This window comes from Labrenzia sp. VG12 (assembly GCF_002237595.1).
GTDB lineage: Bacteria > Pseudomonadota > Alphaproteobacteria > Rhizobiales > Stappiaceae > Roseibium.
On record NZ_CP022529.1, the window covers coordinates 3,657,691 to 3,674,381 of the forward strand.

Here is a 16,691-nt window from a genome sequence, read left to right on the forward strand (position 1 = left end):
CATCACCTCAGGAGTAGCGGGCAACGGGTTCGCCGAGGGCGTCAAAGATCGGGGTGATGCCAAGACCTGGCCGCCCCGAGGCAGTCATCCGGCCGTTGACCCGTTTGGGGGCGCCCTCTGCAATATCGACCGTGCCGTAGCTGTTGAAATCTGTCGCGGAGAACGTGAACTCCGCCGGCGTGGATCGCGCCAGATGGGCAATCGCGGCCGTCGTGATGTCCCCACCCCAGGTGTCCTCGATGGTCATCGGAATGCCATGGGCCACACAAAGATCGCGCATCAGCTTGGCCTTGGTGAGCCCGCCGACCTTGGAGATCTTCAGGTTGATGCAGTCCATCGCGTCTTCGGCAATTCCCCGCACCAGCATGTTCGGGCCATCGATCACTTCGTCCAGAATGAAAGGCAGGCCTGTGCGCCGGCGGATCGAGACGCTCTCCTCGTAGGTGAGACAAGGCTGTTCGATATAGACATCGAGCGACGACACAGCGCCGACAACCCGGGCCGCCTCGTGCCGGGTCCAGCCCGTATTGGCGTCGGCCACCAGAAGATCCGACGGCTTCAGCACAGCGCGCGTGGCATGGATCCGGTCGATGTCGTCATTGGCATCACCGCCCACCTTGAGCTGGAACTTGGTGTAGCCCTCCGCTGCATAGCCCTCGATCTTCTTCGCCATAACCTCCGGGTCTTCCTGGCTGATCGCCCGGTAGAGAACGACATCGTCCTGGGCCGCTCCACCGAGCAGCGTATAGACCGGCTGCAGCGTGGCCTTGCCGAGCAGATCCCAGCAGGCGATGTCGATCGGCGCCTTGGCATAGGGATGCCCTTTGAGCGCAGCATCCATCACCCGGTTGATCTCACCGATATTCAGTGGATCCTGACCGATCAGCTGCGGTGCCAGCTCCTGAAGGCCGGCGCGAACGCCAAGCGCAAAACTGGGCAGATAGGCCGACCCCAGCGGGCAGCACTCCGCATAGCCTTTCAGGCCCTCATCCGTTTCGACCTCGACCACCGTGCTGTCGAACACCTCGATGAAGTTGCCGTTTGACCAGCTGTAACGGCCTTCTTTCAGCGGAAGGTCGACCTGATAGACATTGATGGCCGAGATTTTCATGAAGTCCTCCAGAAAGTCGTTAGAATCGCCGCGCGGAAAAGGCGGACATGTCGATGGGGGCCGGTGTTTCACCGGCAAGATGCGCAACCAGTTCAGCGGTTCCCGCAGACTGGGTCAGACCAAGATGGCCATGGCCGAAGGCGTAGATGATCCGTCTGTCTTTTGGTGACCGGTCGATCACCGGCAGGCTGTCGGGCAGAGACGGCCGGAACCCCATCCATTGGCTCCCGCCATCACTCTTTAGCCCCGGAAGAAAGCGTTTGGCCTTGTTCAGCAGAATGTCGGCGCGCTTGTAATTGGGCTTCAGGTTGAGGCCGCCCAATTCCACGGCACCGCCAACACGGACACCACCATTGATCCTGGTAACCACAAAGCCATGCCCGGAGAAGGTCAGATGGGTTTTTAACTCGAAGGCCCCGGCCGGCAAGGTCGTGTTGTAACCACGCTCGGTCTCCAGCGGAATGCGGTCTCCCAGATCATGTGCCAGGTTGTGTGACCACGCACCGGCGGCGACCACCACCTGTTTGGCCTTGTAGGAACCAGAGCGCGTTTCAACACAGACGGTGTTTTCCCCGGGTCGCAAGGCCACCACATCCGCCTCACCGATCCGTCCGTTTCGGGCAGTGAACGTGGAAGTCAGGTGCGCAAGCCACCGGGCCGGATCACATGTGTTGATCCAGTCCGGCGTATAGGCGGCATGGGTAAATCGCCGGTCAAGGCCGGGCTGAACGGCAGCAATCGCGTCCGGGCTCTCCAGGAACTCAAACCGGATGCCGTGCTGTTTTCGCAGATCCCATCCCGGCAGGCTGGCCCGGAACTCTCGATCCCCCTCATAGAGCTGCATCTGCCCGTCCCGCTGGAACAGGTCCGCGCCGCCAACATCCCCGGTCTGCCGGTCCAGCGCGGCCTGCGAGACTTGCATCAGGTACGCCTGTGCCGACAGAGACGCCTGGTAGCGGTCCGGCCAGCTCGCCCGCCAGAACCGCAGCATCCAGGGCGCGATCTGCAAGGCGTAGGCCGGAGGCACGGAAAGCGGCCCCAGCGGATCGAGCAACCATTTGGGCGCCTTGCGCATGATGCCGGGGGTCGCCAATGGAACGATGTCGGTAAAGGCGAAGGCCCCGGCATTCATGTCCGAGGCACGGCGAGTCTCGCTCGGCCGGTCCAGGACGAGGATTTTCCGGCCTGCCTTTTGAAGCGCAAGGGCGCTGCTGATCCCGATGATCCCGGCCCCGATCACGAGGACGTCATGGACCTCTGCGTCCGTCATGAAGAAATCCTTGAAAAAGACCTGCGGAGCGGCGCGCTCCGCAGGCCAGTTGCTGCTCTATGGGAGGGTATAGGCAGTCTTGACGATGGTGTAGAACTCGGCCGCATAGCGGCCCTGCTCGCGCGAACCGAAACTGGAGCCCTTGGTGCCCCCGAACGGCACGTGGTAATCGACCCCGGCCGTTGGCAGGTTGACCATCACCATGCCGGCCTGGGCGTTGGCCTTGAAGTGGCTGGCATGTTTCAGGCTGGTCGTGCAGATGCCTGCGCTGAGACCGAACTCGGTATCATTGGCAACGCTCAGGGCTTCGTCGTAATCCTTCACCCGGATCACGGACGCGACCGGTCCGAACACCTCTTCCTTGTTGATGCGCATGGCATTGTCGGTCTCTGTCACCAGCGCCGGCGCCATGTAGAAACCTTCCGTTTCCCGGTTAAGCCGCTCCCCTCCCTGGACGTTGCCGCCTTCCTTGGCTGCAATATCGACATAGGACAGGTTCTGCTGCAGCTGACGGTCGTCAACCACCGGGCCCATCTGGATGCCGGCTTCCAGCGCATTGCCGACTTTCATGGCCTTCATGGCGTCCGAAAGAGCGGCCACGAAGCGGTCGTGAATGCCTTCGGTGACCACGAGGCGCGAGCTCGCCGTGCAGCGCTGGCCGGTGGAGAAGAACGCCCCGTTGAGGCAGGCGGCAACGGCCAGATCCAGATCGGCATCGTCCAGAACCACCATCGGGTTCTTGCCGCCCATTTCCAGCTGGACCTTTTTCAGGTGCTGACCGCAGGCGGCCGCGATACCCCGTCCGGTCGGCACAGACCCGGTGAAGGAAATCGCATTCACCTTGGCGCTTTCAACAAGAAGCGGCCCGATTTCCGAGCCCCTGCCCATGACCAGGTTGACGACGCCCTCAGGCAGGCCGGAACGCGACAGGATCTCCACCAGCGCATGCGCGCAGCCCGGCACCAGTTCGGCCGGTTTCAGCACAACGGCGTTGCCGTAACAAAGTGCAGGCGCGACCTTCCAGGCCGGAATGGCAATCGGAAAGTTCCACGGCGTGATCATGCCGATGACACCTACGGGTGAACGGGTCACATCGACCTCGACGCCGGGACGCACCGAAGCCAGTCTGTCGCCGGTCTGGCGAAGCGCTTCGCCGGCAAAGAACTTGAAGATCTGGCCAGCCCGTGCGGCTTCACCGACACCTTCAATCAGGGTCTTGCCCTCTTCGCGCGACAGCAGGTGGCCGAGCTCTTCCTTGCGGGCCAGGATCTCGGTGCCAACAAAATCCAGAACATCGAAGCGCTGCTGCGGCGTCGAGGCTGCCCAGCCTGCGGCAGCCTGATGCGCAGCGTCGATGGCCTGATTCATCTGGTCCGCATTGCCCCTGGCGCCGTGACCGACGATGTCGCTGATGTCGGACGGGTTGATATTGGCAACACTATCGGTGGTCTCGACCCATTGGCCGCCGACAAAATTCTTGTAATCCATGTGTCTGGTCCAGTCTTAAAGACGGATCCCCGAACGGTAGGGATCCGTGGGATTGAAAATCAGAGTGGCATCGGAAGTGACATAGGCGTCTCCGGTGATGGTCGGAATGACACCGCCGTTTCGCCCAGGCTGATAGCTTAGCTTATAGATACTACCTATAACACTTTCCTGAATATAGTCAGCACCCGGTGCGAGCAGGCCATCAGCCGCCAGACAGGCCAGTTTCGCCGAACAGCCGGTGCCGCAGGGCGAGCGGTCATAGGCCCCACCCGGACAGAGCACGAAGTTGCGGCTGTCGGCGCCAGCCGTGGCGGGCGGTCCGAACAACTCGATATGGTCGATCCAGGCGCCATCCTTGCCGGTGACACCGGCCTCATCCAGCGCGTTCCGGATCTTCAGCGTCAGATCGGTGAGCGGCCGGATATTGGCTCCGGTCAGGGCAATCGGACTGTCCTTGACGAGGAAAAACCAGTTCCCGCCCCAGGCGACATCGCCTGTCACCTGGCCAACTCCATCGACCTGGACCGCAACGTCCTTTGCCAGCCGGTAGCTTTCGACATTGACGACGGAGACCGTGTTGGCGTCGAGAAGATCGATGCCAACCTCCCCCACCGGCGTGTCGAGCCGGTGTCTTCCCGGCTGGATCCGGCCAAGATGGGCGAGCGTGACGCCAAGTCCGATGGTGGCGTGGCCGCACATGCCGAGATTCTGCAGGTTGTTGAAATAGATCACCCCGGCCGCACACTCCGGGTCATCCGGCGGCACCAGCAGCGCGCCGATGATCGCATCATGCCCGCGCGGCTCCAGCACCACGGAGGCGCAGAAATCGAGATGCTCCGCCTCCAGCCGCGCCGCGCGTTCGGCGAGAGTCCCGGCTCCGAGATCCGGGCCGCCCTCCAGCACGACGCGGGTCGGTTCACCCGCCGTATGGCTGTCGATTACGCGCATTCGGCGATCACGCCTCCCTGCTTGCACCAGTCGGCATACCAGGTCTTGAACAGCGCATATTGCGCCTCGACATAATTGCGCTGCGCATCGGTGAGTGCATCGGTCTCGTTGAAATGCAGCCGGTACTCATCCTCACCGTTCAGCACCATGAGGTGCTTGTAATAAAGCACCAGGTCCGAGCCTTCATCGAAGCTGGACAGGACCCCGAGCGCCTCTTCCAGTTCCTTGGCCCGCAGACGGGCTTCCGCATGACCTTCGGCAGCCTTCTTGCACAGGTTGACCAGATGCAGGACTTCCTTCGGGATCGCGTTGCCGATGCCCGTGATCGCGCCGGTGGCACCACAATTGAGAAAGCCGTGATAGACGGCCGTGTCGACGCCGACCATCAGCGTCACCTGGTCGTCCTGGGAGGTGATGTTTTCGGCCGCATAGCGCAGGTCGTCGAAGCCGCCGAATTCCTTGAAGCCGATCAGGTTCGGGAACTCTGCGCGCAGGTCGAAGAAAAGATCGGCGCGCGTGGCAAAGCCGTAATAGGGGCTGTTGTAGATCACGGCAGGCAGGCTCGGTGCCGCCTTCAGGATCGCGCTGAAATGGTGACGCTGCGCGCCAACCGAACTGCCGCGCGACAGAACTCGCGGGATCACCATCAGGCCATGGGCACCGACCTTTTCCGCATGGGCGGCATGTGCGACAGCGGACTTGGTGTTGACCGCGCCGGTACCGACCACGACAGGCACGCCGGCTTTCACCAGGCGCTCGACGCCTTCCATGCGTTCCGCATCTGTCAGAAGCGGCCAGTCGCCCATGGAACCGCAATAGACGACGGCAGACATGCCGGCCTCGATCAGCTCCTTGCCCTTCTTCACCAGCGCATCGTAATCCGGGGTGCGGTCGGCCTTGCAGGGGGTCATCAGGGCCGGCATCGTGCCGGAAAAGATATTGGACGTCATAGTTCACTCCTTGAAAGTCAGACCTGCCGCAAGTGGTTCCCACGCACCTGGCACGGGCCCGTAAAGGCCTGACAACTGATATTGGCGCCGGGTCAGCGCACGTTAGCAAGAAATTTTCGGGTGTTCTCGGATTCCGCCTGGCCGAAAATCTGGTCCGGCGGGCCGATCTCCTCCATCACGCCCTTGTGGAAGAAGGCCACCCGGTCCGACACGTCCCGGGCAAAGCCCATCTCGTGCGTGACGCAGATCATGGTCATGCCTTCTTCGGCCAGGAGCCGCATCGTGTCGAGCACCTCACCGACCAGTTCCGGATCGAGAGCCGAAGTCGCCTCGTCGAACAGCATGTAGGCCGGTTCCATGGCCAGCGCTCGGGCAATCGCCAGACGCTGCTGCTGACCACCGGACAGGGCATTCGGAAAGACATTCAGCTTGTCTTCCAGGCCGACATGTTTCAGCTGCTTTTCGGCAATTTCCTTCGCTTCGGCCTTTGACTTGCCTTTGACGATACGTGGCGCCAGCGCAACATTTTCCAGCGCCGTCAGATGCGGAAAGCTGTTCCATTGCTGGAACACCATGCCGAGCTTCTGGCGCAGCTTGTTGATGTCGGTCGCCTTGCCGTGCACGTCTGTGCCGTCCACGACAACGGACCCTTTCTGGATCGGCTCCAGGCCGTTGATGCAATAAAGCAGCGTCGACTTGCCGGACCCTGACGCCCCGATCACGGAGAGCACCTCGCCCTTTTCGACATCCAGGTCGATGCCCTTGAGCACCTGCAAGACACCGAAATACTTTTCAAGACCGCGAATCTCGATCATTGGGCCCACCTTTTTTCCAGTTTTGCGGCATAGCGCGAGATCGGGAAGGACAGCGCGAAATAGAACGCGCCGGCGATTGTCAGGATCAGGAACGGTTCCTGCGTCCTGGTGATCAGGATCTGGCTGGCCTTGAGAAGTTCCACGTATCCGAGCACGGAGACGAGTGCGGAATCCTTCATCACGCCGAGGGCGACGCCGACCCAGGCCGGAAACACCGCCCGGCTACCGATGGGCAGTACCACGTAGCGCATGTCCTGCCAGTAGCTTAGGCCCAGCGAGCGCGCGGCCCGGCGCATCGGCCGTCCGACCGCCTCGATACCGCCGCGGGCGACATTGGCCACAAGCGCGGCGGTGTAGATCGTCAGGATCACTGTGCCGGAGCCGAACGGGTCCAGATTGAGCCCGACAATCGGCGCGAAATTATAGAACAGCACCAGCTGGATGATCAGCGGAACGGAGCGGAAGATATCCAGCACCGGCGCCAGCGTCAGCGCCGCCCAGAGCCGGCCCTCGTAAAGCATCCAGCCGAAGAGCCCGCCGAGCAGAGTGCCGATCGCAATCGAAAGGACAGAGATCCAGAGCGTGCGCAGCGCGGCTTCGCCCAGGAACCAGAGGTCGTTGAGGTTGAAGCCGGAAAAGAAACTGATGGATTGGTTCATGTCGGCCTCCCTCAATACCGGAACAGGCGCATGGCAAGCAGCCGGGAGGCGCCGAGAATGATCTTGACGATCACGTAGTAGATGATGGCCGTTACTGCGAAGTACTCGAAGATCCGGAAGGTGCGACTGGCAAAGAACTGCGTCTCACCGGACAGTTCCCGGAAGCCGACCAGCATGCCGAGTGAGGACATCAGGACCGCCCAGACCATCTGGTTGGTGATCGGGTGATAGACGATCTTGAACACCTGCGGGATGACAATGCGCGTATAGGCCTGCCAGGCCGTCATGCCGAGCGAGCGCGCCGCGCGTAGCTGCGTATCGGGCACGGCCTGGAAGCCCCCCCGAAAGTTCTCCGCCAGGTAACCGGCACAGTTGAAGCTGAGACCGGCCAACACAATGGCAAAGGGTGACAGATGCAGGCCGAATGCGCCCAGGCCGAAGCCGAAGAAGAACAGCTGGAACAGGGCCGGCGTGTTTCGCGCCAGCTCCACCCAGCTGGTCGCCAGCCAGTAAAGCGGCCCTTTCAGCTTCAGCCGGATCAGCGCCAGCCCCAGCCCGATGACAATGCCGAGGACCATGGCAAGCGAGGCGACCTGAAGCGTCAGGAGCCCTGCTTCCAGAAGGTCCGGCAGGCTTTTCATCACCGGTCGCCAATGGAAATTGTAGTCGAACATTTTTTAGCTTTTCGTTCCGGCGACCCTGCCAACCAAGGCAAGGTGTGGAGAGGAAAACTGGGTGTCACCCCGGACAAGCGCAGCGCCGATCCGGGGCCTACTCGCAGTGCAACTTTCGAAAGCGGGAAACGGGTCCCGGGAACATCCGGACGCCACTCAACCGCTCTGGTAGTGAGTGGGCCCCGGGTCTCCCTTTGGTCGCCCGGGGTGACACAAGTGTTTGCGGTAAGCTGCCGGAAATCAGCCCAACGAGATTTCCGGCGTCACATGCCTCAGTACATCACGCCCGGGATACGCAGTTCCGGAGCGTCGCCGCCGACATATTTGCCCCACAGCTCTTCATAGCGGCCGGAACGCACCTGGTGGGTGACGAACAGGTTGAGGAAGTTCAGCCAGGTGACGTCTTCCCGTTTGCCGACAACCGAGGTGTAGTCGGTCGTCCAGGGCATGCGCGGGCCCGGCTCGACGGTTTCATACTGTTCGGTGATCGGCTTGACCGCCGTGTTTGTCGTGATGCCGATATCGGCCTTGCCCTGGGCCACGGCGAGGAAGACCTCGTTCTCGGACTGGTAGCCCTGGTAGAGATGCTCTTCACCCCATTCAGCGGCAATCTTCAGCCACTCCTGCTCCGGCACGGTGCCAATGGCACCAGCGACGCGCTTGCCGCGGATGTCCTCGAAGGACTTGATGCCGCTTTCGGCGTTGACGACACCCTGGGCGTAGTAGATCGCGTAGGGAATGGTGAAACCGACGGTGCGGGCACGCGCCAGGCTGTCGGAGGTCGCCCCGAAGACGACATCGGCCCGGCCGGTCACGATCACCGGCAGGCGCTCCGCCCAGGTCACCGGATAGATGATCGGCTCGACCTCGAGTGCAGCGGCCAGATCGTTGCAGTATTCAACATCGAAACCGGCCGGCTCATTGTTCTCGTCCCGGTAGCCGATCGGCGGGAAGTCGAGCACGACACCGCAGCGCAACTGGCCGCGATCAACAACGTCGTCCAGCGTGTCGGCCTGCGCCGGCAATGCGACCGTGACGGACAAGGCGGCAGCCGTCAGAATTTTCTTGAACATGTTTTCCCCTCTTCCTTTCGAAGATTTTCAGGCCCTGGGCTTCCCGTGCCCATGCCCCTGTCTTGTGCCTTCACCCTCGGCAGTTTCGCCGTCACGCAATGGCAATTCCGGTTCAGAGCGTCTTCCACCCCGTGTTTTTGACCCGGCGCAAGATTGATAAACCAAATTGGATCCAATATTCAATATAAAATATTCAAAATGATTTTCCACTTCAAAGCGGGACACCCTTCCCGTAAAAGATGGGCTTAAGGAGAGACGCCCTATGAAACTGAAATCGATGGATATTTCCGCGACCGCATCGGCCTCGTCGATCGTCTTCGACGCATTGCGGAAAGCCATTATCGAGGGCCAGCTCGAAGAAGGCGAACCGCTGCGGCAGGACGAGATTGCCCGGCTTTTCAACACCAGCCGCATCCCGGTGCGCGAGGCGATTTCCCGCCTGGAAGAACAGGGACTGGTCAAGACCCAGCGCTACAAGGGCGCCGTCGTTGCCGGCCTGTCACCGAAGGAAACGGCTGAGATCTTTGACCTGCGCGCCTTGATCGAACCGGAGATCATCCGGGATGCGGTGCCGCGCATGTCGAAGGACCTACTGGCCGACGCCCGCGCGAAATGCTCCGCCTTTTCGTCCGCCACAGACCCGCTCACCTATGGCGATCTCAACCGGGATTTTCACGAGACACTCTACAGCGCCAGCGATCTGAAATTCTTCCAGGAGATTGCCGACAACGCCATCGACCGGGTCGAACGGCAGATCCGCGCCCAGCTGGTTCTGTCCGACGGTATGGACCGCGCCGGACGCGAGCATTTCGGCATTCTGGTGGCCTGCGAGAAAGGCGATGCGGACCTGGCCTCAAGGCTGACGAAAGAACATATCCAAGGCGCCAAGGCCTCGCTGCTGAAACATCTTTCCACCTGACACCGACAAGAGTTTTGCAAACGGCATGGACAAGAGCCCGCTGGAGAAATCCATCCTGGAAACGGACTGGTCCCGTTTCGACGGCCCGGAGGAGTACAATCCCGATGAGGTTGCTCCTGCACTGCTGAATCTCTTGCATTTGCAACACGAAGACCAGGCCGACCGGATTCAATCAATGGTACTTTTTGCTGTCGGTAATAACCATCGGGGCACCTATTACCCTGTTCTTGCCGTCGCCATTGATTTCATCATCGAAATAGAGAGGCAGGCGGCAAACCGGGTCGGCAAAAACAGCGCCCGTGAAATCCTCTACGATCTCAACTGTTTTGAGCCCGATCAGCAAGGCCAAAAGGTCTTGTCACAGGAAGACCACAGCCGCCTTCAACAGAAGCTGAAACCCTTTGACAACTGGCAGTAACCCGAGCTGCACCAGCCTGGCCTCACGGTTTTGTGAGTAGCCATCACCGATGTTGCGGCGCACCATTCTCACCAATCAAGACCTTCAACGATGTCTGGAAGAAACGTTTCAAGGCGACCCCGCAGCCGGACTGCGTGGTCGTGGCTCCTGGACATGAAGGTGCATTTGCTTGAAACAAAAACGGTTTTTCTCCTCCCCGACACGCCTCAACGTGGCGCTGCAAGGCGGTGGTGCGCATGGCGCCTTCACCTGGGGGGTTCTGGATCGGCTACTGGAAGAAGAAACGCTCCGTTTCAACGCTGTTTCCGGCACATCTGCCGGCGCCATGAACGCTGCAGCCCTGATCTCGGGACTTGAAAATGGCGGTCCGGAAGCGGCGCGACAATCGCTCAGATCCTTCTGGCGCAGCGTTTCCAGTCGAAGTCGACTCATCCCGTTCAACCGGTCGACAGTTCAGGCCGTGCTCGGAGGATTGGGACTTGATGTCAACGCGCTCCCGTTTTTCTTCGGCTCGGGGTCACAGGTCTTCTCGCCCTACGATCTCAACCCGGCCGGCTTCAATCCACTGCAGGAAATCATCCGCGACACCATTGATATCACCGCGCTCTCACGGTCTTCCGTTGCTCTCCATGTCACGGCCACGCATGTCGGCACCGGGGAGGCCAGGGTCTTTTCTCAAGACGCCGTCACGGAAGAGGTTCTGCTGGCCTCCGCCTGCCTGCCCGCCCTGTTCCACGCCATCGAGATTGATGGCGAGCATTATTGGGACGGTGGTTATTCCGGTAACCCCAGCCTGATGCCGCTCGTTGGCGAAACAGATGCGAGCGATCTGTTGCTGGTGCAGACCAGCCCGACGCGACGTCCTGATCTGCCGCAAAAGGCGCAGCAGATCGCGGCCCGGGAAAAGGAAATCTCGTTCAACGCTCCGCTCATCAAGGAATTGCGCCTCCTGGCCGAGTTGCAATACCAGGCGCGTCTGCTGCCGGGCTCAGGTCCGCCTGGTTTTCTGGAAGGCCTGGTCGGCAGGCTCACGCGGCAGAAACCGCATCATGCCCGCTCCATCTCGGCTCTGAGGTGCCATCGGATTACCAGTGCCGCAATGAATGTGCGCGACAGTCAGACAAAACTGGATTCCGCCTGGCTCTTTCTCACGCAGCTGCGTGACGAAGGCAGAGATGCTGCGGAGATGTTCCTGAAAAACCATGGCAGGGATCTCGGCAGGCGCTCGACGCTGGATCTTTCCCGCTGGCTTCACGGAGCATCCACACCTGCGAGAGGGCTGGCAAAGGCATCCTGACCTGCCTCGGCGCATGCCAGCCTGCTTTCAGCGCCAGTTGCGCGCGCTAGAGTGGGACGCCATGCGGCCGAACCGTTCCGGTGAGCTTTGCAGCATGGTCATGATCCTGAAAAGGCTTCGTTCCTGTTCAATGAGAAACCTCTTCAACGGCTCACCGACCAGGAACATCGGCTCCCACCTGTAATGGGAGCGCTGTTTTGCCCAGGCTTCTGTCCCGGCCAGGGCGCTAAACATGTCCCTGTAGGCCTCGATGTCAGCCTCGTCCGTCGCACTGGCGGCGAAGAACCCCCGCCAGTTGGAAAACACCACGTCCAGCCCCTGGCTTCGGAAGGTCGGGACATCCAGACCCGGCAACGGGTCGGCGGACGTCACTCCGAGGATCCTGATCTTGCCCGACCGGGCGGCTGGAAGCAGTTCGCCGACGCCGGAAACCACGGCCTTGACCTTGCCCGACAGCAGGCGGTCGAGCGCGGCCTTGCCACCATCGGCGGGTGAATATCGCAGCGCATTCAGATGAATTCCGGAGGCCTGGGCCACCAGACCGAGGGTCAGGTGATCAAGTGACAGATAGGTGGAGCCACCGGTCACCGGTATGTCTCCGGGAGACAGACTGATCGCCTGCATGAGTTCATTGATATCGCGATAGGGGCTGTCCGCTGGAACGGCAATGGCCTGGTAGGCCGAGATCAGGATCGCTACCGGCCGCGTATCGCGCCAGCTGTTGCGATAATCACCGCGAAAGGACCGGACGATGATCGGCGTCGATTGCACCATCAAGGTGTTCTGGTGGCGCTGCGGATGATGGATCAGGTCAAGCAAGGCGCGCTCGCCGCCGCCACCCACCAGGTTTTCATAGGCAACCACATTGGCAAGACCTGTTGCCGTCAGAACCTCTCCGACCGCATGGGCCGTCGTGTCCCATCCGCCGCCTTTGCCACCGGGAATAAGAAACCGTATCTCGGGCATGTCTGCAGCACGCACCGGCATGGACCCCAGGATCAGGGCGACCGCCGCAACTGCAGTCCGAAACATTTTCTGACGCAAACCAACCATCGCTTCGCTCCCTTCAAAGCTCCGGGTCTACGTTGACCGACCGGAAAAGCCTTTCCGGCCGGCCCCGCGTGGACTGGGGTTATTGGAGTTCCTTCAGGATCTGACCGAGGTCCTGTTCCTGTTTTGCCAGGAAGGCATCCAGGTCGGCGCCCACCAGCAGGAGAGGCTCCCACTTGTAGGTGGCTCTTGTCGCCGTCCAGGCATCCGTCTCCGTCAGGGTCGTCAGCATGTCCCGGTATTGGGCCACCTCGTCGTCGCTGGCACCCGGCGCTGCAAAGAAACCACGCCAGTTCGCGAACACGACATCCAGTCCCTGGCTTGCAAGCGTCGGCGCCTCCAGGCCCGGGATCGGTTCGGCGGAAGTGACACCAAGAATGCGGATCTGCCCGTCAGCTGCGGCCGGCAGCAGTTCACCGACACCGCTGACGACAGCCTTCACCTTGCCGGACAGCAAGCGGTCCAGGGCTTCCTTGCCGCCATCGGCCGCCGAATAACGCAATTTGTCGAGCTCGATACCGGAGGCCTGCGCGATCAGGCCAAGGGTCAGATGATCGAGCGACAGCCGCCCTGAACCGCCGGCAACCACGACCGCATCCGGCTTTGCCTTCAGGTCGGCAACCAGCTGATTGATATCCTGATAGGGGCTGTCCGCTGCAACCGCGACCGCCTGATAGGCCGAAATCATCGTGGCAACAGGCGTGATGTCCTGCCAGTTGTTCTTGTAGACGCCGGTCAGGGCGCGAATGACAAGCGGCGTGGACTGGACCATCAAGGTGCCCTCGCGCTTTTCACCATCCGAGATGAGGCTCAGCAGGGCTCGCCCCCCGCCGGCCCCCGACAGGTTTTCATAACCGTTCACCTTGGCCAGGCCGGCCTCCTCCAGAGCAGAACCGACAGCACGCGCCGTGGTATCCCAGCCGCCGCCTTCGCCGCCCGGGATCAGGAATTTGACCTCTCCGTTGGCCAGTGCCGCTCCGCCCATGGTAAGTGCCAGTGCCGCCGACACCGCCGCGACCTTGATTGTTTTCAGATAGTTTCCACGCATCTCGAATTCTCCTCCGTTGCGGTGACAACCTGGACTTGAGGCAATGCCAGCCCGTCCGGGGCCGCGCTAATGAAAGGCGTGTCCCGGCAAATCCACGTTCGGCACCCTGAAAATGCTCTGGGCAGACCGCTTCTGCCCGGCGCCCCCCTCAAGACTGTCGAAGTCTTGAAGGCGCGCGCACGGTGTCACTGGCCCGGAAGTCCGGAACCGTACAGTAAGCAGGCTTCGCCACTACATTCTGACAAGAAGAAATCTAGATTACGAAACTGTCATCAACCTGTCAGGCCATATATTTCAGCATCAAAAAAATAATAATCGAAAATAAACTCACCATTTTTTGCCAACACTATCTTCAAATTTCCACTTTAAACTATTTGTTTACGATTAATAAAATCCAGACAAACACAACAACTCTTTGAAATCGGCTATTTCTGCGCACCAGAGAATGCCGACAGCAGTTCGGCCACCAGCGGGTTCGGGAACCGCCGTTGCAGGGTCACGGCGAAGAACCCCTCACTGATCCGGTCCAGCCGGGCATATTCCACCAGCATGCCGCTGGCGAGCTCGTCTCGAACCACAATCGGCGGAATCACGGCCAGGCCAGCGCCCGTCCGTGCCAGAAGACGCAGCATTGCCATGTCATCCGCTTCCGCCGCGATTTTGAGAACGAGACCAAGGCTCTCCACAAGACCATCGAAGGAAGCCCTGAGTGCGGTTTCCGGGGTCGGCAGGATCAGCGGCTCGTCAGCGAGCAGATCCGCCACGCCCTTCGCCTGCAAATCCGGATTTGGCAGCCCCACCAGGCTCACCGGCTGCTCCGAGAGATTGTGAATGAGGTATCGGCTCGACGCATCCCTGGCCGGCACCAGGTTGGTCAGAACAATATCCAGCGACAAGGCTTCCAGCGCCCGCAGCAATTCGCCCTGAGACCCCGACCGCAGCACAACTTCGACATCCGGCCGTCCGATCAGGGGCTCCAGGAAACCGATCTGGAAATTCCGCGACAGGGTCGCCAGGGACCCGACCCGCAATGCCCGACGGGCAGCCCCCGTGTGTTTCAGCGTAGCCGTCAGATCGTCCGCCGTCCGGAAGATCGCTTCGGCATGATCCAGGGCGATGCGACCGGCTTCCGTCAGGACCAGGCCCCGCCCCCGCCGCTCGAACAGGTCGTTGCCGAGCGATGCTTCCAGCGTCTTGATCTGCGCCGACAGGGCTGATTGTGACAGGTTCAGGCTCCGCGCCGCACCGGTGAGTGTGCCGTCCCGCGCGACCGCTCGGAACAACCGGAGATGATGGAGATTGATCACGTAACTCTTCTAATTTATCGAACGATTTATGAGATAATATATAATTTTTTGAAAGAATGCGAGGCGCTATACCGGCGGCATCCGTAGCAGCCAGGAGCAATATCGTGTTCTCGACCATCCCCCTCCCCTTGTTCGCGCCAGTTCTTCTGGTGATCGCAGCTGGTCTTTTGGGTGGTCTGAACCTCCGACGTTTCACGATCCTGCCCTGGCTGTCCGAGGGCGCAGCGCTGGCCGCACTGGGTCTCGCAGCCCTCGGGGTGGGCCAGCTGATACAAGTCGGCCCAATTCAGGTGATCTGGTTTGAAGGCCCGCTTGCACTCGCCTTGAGACTGGATGCGGTCAGCGCAACCATGTCTCTCCTCGTTGCCTTTGTTGGCTGGATCGTCATGCGGTTTTCCAGAACCTACCTGGCGCGCGACCGGAAAGAAGGAGCGTTTCACGCCCAGATGCTGGTGACGCTTGCCGCGGTGCAGCTTCTGGTCCTGTCGGGCAGCTTCGTCGTTCTGCTTCCGGCTTTCATCGCCGTGGGCATCACCTTGCGCAAGCTGCTGCTTTTCTATCCGGACCGGCCACAAGCGCGCAGGGCCGCCGCCAAGTTTTCTCTGGTCTGGCATGCCGGTGACATTGCCCTTCTTCTGGCTGCGCTGCTGTTTGCGCTTGCAACGGGCACCGGCGTGTTCAGCCAGCTTTCCGGATCTACCGGATCACATCTGGAAGCCTTGCCGCATGGAGCCGTGGCTCTGGTCGTCCTTGCTGCGGTTCTCAAGACGGCGAGCTTTCCGCTCCATGGATGGCTCACGGAGGTGATGGAAGCACCAACGCCGGTATCCGCGCTGCTGCATGCCGGTATCATCAACGCCGGCGGCCTCTTGCTGATCCGTCTGGCCGATCTTGTTCAGGCCAGCCCGGGCGCTATGGCGTTCCTGGTGATGATCGGCGGTTTCACGGCCCTTTTCGGCGCTGTGGTCATGCTGACCCAAAGCGCGGTCAAGACCGCACTGGCCTGGTCGACCGTTTCACAGATGGGTTTCATGCTGCTGCAATGCGGCCTCGGTCTCTGGCCACTTGCCCTGCTGCACATTGTTGCCCACTCGCTCTACAAGGCTCACGCCTTCCTGAGCTCGACGGGCGCAGTCGGCACCGTTGCAAAACAGCGCAGACCCGGAGAAATTGCCGTCCCGAACCTGGCAGCGGTCGCGAAATCCTTCGCCCTTTCCCTGGTGCTGTACGGCATCGTATCCACGGCCTTTGTCTGGCTGGCAGGCCCCAAGTCGGCGCAGGCGCTGGCCCTGGGGGCCATCCTGATTTTCGGCGTTGCCTATCTCGTTGCCCAGGGTCTCGCCGATGCAGCCCCCGCTGCGCTGACAAGGCGTACCGGCCTCGCAGCCACAGGTGTCGCCCTGGCCTATTTCGCCTTTCAGCAGGTTGCCAACACGCTTTGGGTTACCGCCCTGCCGGCCACGCCCGAGGTCGGCCCGCTCGAATGGGCCCTGCTTGTGCTCGCGGTTGCCAGTTTTGGTCTGGTTGCGCTGGCCCAGACACTCTTCCCGCTCTGGGCGCATCACCCGGCCTCGGCCGGATTGAGGGTCCATGTTGCCAACGGCTTTTACCTCAATGCGCTTCTCGACCGCCTGACCGGCGGCTACCGGATCGCAAAATAGAGA

The 16,691-nt window shown here is 61.0% G+C and carries 16 protein-coding genes; 4 read left to right on the plus strand and 12 right to left on the minus strand.

What is annotated here, in order from left to right; translation table 11 throughout:
* Nucleotides 1-7: 7 nt before the first annotated feature.
* The 9 genes from CHH27_RS16900 to CHH27_RS16940 form a co-directional block, all read right to left on the minus strand.
* Entirely contained in the window at nt 8-1,111 is a 1,104-nt protein-coding gene (locus tag CHH27_RS16900) for a cis-3-hydroxy-L-proline dehydratase (protein ID WP_094072619.1), read from the minus strand.
* 19 nt (nt 1,112-1,130) lie between these two features.
* Nucleotides 1,131-2,381, minus strand: coding sequence for an FAD-binding oxidoreductase (locus CHH27_RS16905; RefSeq protein WP_094072620.1), 1,251 nt, complete (start codon nt 2,379-2,381; stop codon nt 1,131-1,133).
* A gap of 57 nt (nt 2,382-2,438) precedes the next feature.
* Nucleotides 2,439-3,869: an aldehyde dehydrogenase family protein gene (locus tag CHH27_RS16910; protein ID WP_094072621.1), complete on the minus strand. Its 1,431-nt coding sequence runs from the start codon at nt 3,867-3,869 to the stop codon at nt 2,439-2,441.
* A 15-nt stretch (nt 3,870-3,884) separates the two neighbouring features.
* A complete protein-coding gene (locus CHH27_RS16915; RefSeq protein WP_094072622.1) occupies nt 3,885-4,817 on the minus strand; it encodes a proline racemase family protein in 933 nt (310 codons plus the stop codon).
* The gene (locus CHH27_RS16920; protein WP_094072623.1) at nt 4,808-5,767 is read right to left on the minus strand and encodes a dihydrodipicolinate synthase family protein; all 960 of its coding nucleotides are present in this window, start codon (nt 5,765-5,767) and stop codon (nt 4,808-4,810) included. Before CHH27_RS16920 ends, CHH27_RS16915 begins: the two co-directional genes overlap by 10 nt.
* A gap of 92 nt (nt 5,768-5,859) precedes the next feature.
* Nucleotides 5,860-6,582: an amino acid ABC transporter ATP-binding protein gene (locus tag CHH27_RS16925; protein WP_094072624.1), complete on the minus strand. Its 723-nt coding sequence runs from the start codon at nt 6,580-6,582 to the stop codon at nt 5,860-5,862.
* On the minus strand, nt 6,579-7,241 hold the full coding sequence (locus CHH27_RS16930) for an amino acid ABC transporter permease (protein ID WP_094072625.1): 663 nt from the start codon (nt 7,239-7,241) through the stop codon (nt 6,579-6,581). Before CHH27_RS16930 ends, CHH27_RS16925 begins: the two co-directional genes overlap by 4 nt.
* A gap of 11 nt (nt 7,242-7,252) precedes the next feature.
* On the minus strand, nt 7,253-7,915 hold the full coding sequence (locus CHH27_RS16935) for an amino acid ABC transporter permease (RefSeq protein ID WP_094072626.1): 663 nt from the start codon (nt 7,913-7,915) through the stop codon (nt 7,253-7,255).
* 272 nt (nt 7,916-8,187) lie between these two features.
* Nucleotides 8,188-8,988, minus strand: coding sequence for a transporter substrate-binding domain-containing protein (locus CHH27_RS16940; RefSeq protein ID WP_094072627.1), 801 nt, complete (start codon nt 8,986-8,988; stop codon nt 8,188-8,190).
* 262 nt (nt 8,989-9,250) lie between these two features.
* Here CHH27_RS16940 and CHH27_RS16945 point away from each other — a divergent pair, with 262 nt between their 5' ends.
* The 3 genes from CHH27_RS16945 to CHH27_RS16955 all read left to right on the plus strand — a co-directional run bounded on the left by CHH27_RS16945 (nt 9,251) and on the right by CHH27_RS16955 (nt 11,622).
* Nucleotides 9,251-9,907, plus strand: a complete 657-nt coding sequence (locus tag CHH27_RS16945) for a GntR family transcriptional regulator (RefSeq protein ID WP_094072628.1) — start codon at nt 9,251-9,253, stop codon at nt 9,905-9,907.
* Between the two features lie 25 nt (nt 9,908-9,932).
* Nucleotides 9,933-10,325: a hypothetical protein gene (locus CHH27_RS16950; RefSeq protein WP_094072629.1), complete on the plus strand. Its 393-nt coding sequence runs from the start codon at nt 9,933-9,935 to the stop codon at nt 10,323-10,325.
* A gap of 169 nt (nt 10,326-10,494) precedes the next feature.
* Nucleotides 10,495-11,622 carry a patatin-like phospholipase family protein gene (locus CHH27_RS16955; protein WP_198338239.1) on the plus strand — a complete coding sequence of 376 codons (1,128 nt, stop codon included), beginning with the start codon at nt 10,495-10,497 and terminating at the stop codon, nt 11,620-11,622.
* Nucleotides 11,623-11,649: 27 nt separating this feature from the next.
* On the opposite strand, the gene CHH27_RS16960 is transcribed toward CHH27_RS16955, so the two are convergent.
* The 3 genes from CHH27_RS16960 to CHH27_RS16970 all read right to left on the minus strand — a co-directional run bounded on the left by CHH27_RS16960 (nt 11,650) and on the right by CHH27_RS16970 (nt 15,027).
* A complete protein-coding gene (locus CHH27_RS16960; RefSeq protein ID WP_157738964.1) occupies nt 11,650-12,654 on the minus strand; it encodes a tripartite tricarboxylate transporter substrate binding protein in 1,005 nt (334 codons plus the stop codon).
* 100 nt (nt 12,655-12,754) lie between these two features.
* Nucleotides 12,755-13,720 (minus strand): tripartite tricarboxylate transporter substrate binding protein, encoded by a 966-nt coding sequence (locus tag CHH27_RS16965; protein WP_094072632.1) that lies wholly within the window; start codon nt 13,718-13,720, stop codon nt 12,755-12,757.
* Between the two features lie 425 nt (nt 13,721-14,145).
* Nucleotides 14,146-15,027, minus strand: a complete 882-nt coding sequence (locus CHH27_RS16970; RefSeq protein WP_094072633.1) for a LysR family transcriptional regulator — start codon at nt 15,025-15,027, stop codon at nt 14,146-14,148.
* 104 nt (nt 15,028-15,131) lie between these two features.
* On the opposite strand from CHH27_RS16970, the gene CHH27_RS16975 reads away from it, so the two are divergent.
* Nucleotides 15,132-16,688, plus strand: a complete 1,557-nt coding sequence (locus tag CHH27_RS16975; protein ID WP_247646121.1) for a proton-conducting transporter membrane subunit — start codon at nt 15,132-15,134, stop codon at nt 16,686-16,688.
* Nucleotides 16,689-16,691 lie beyond the last annotated feature (3 nt).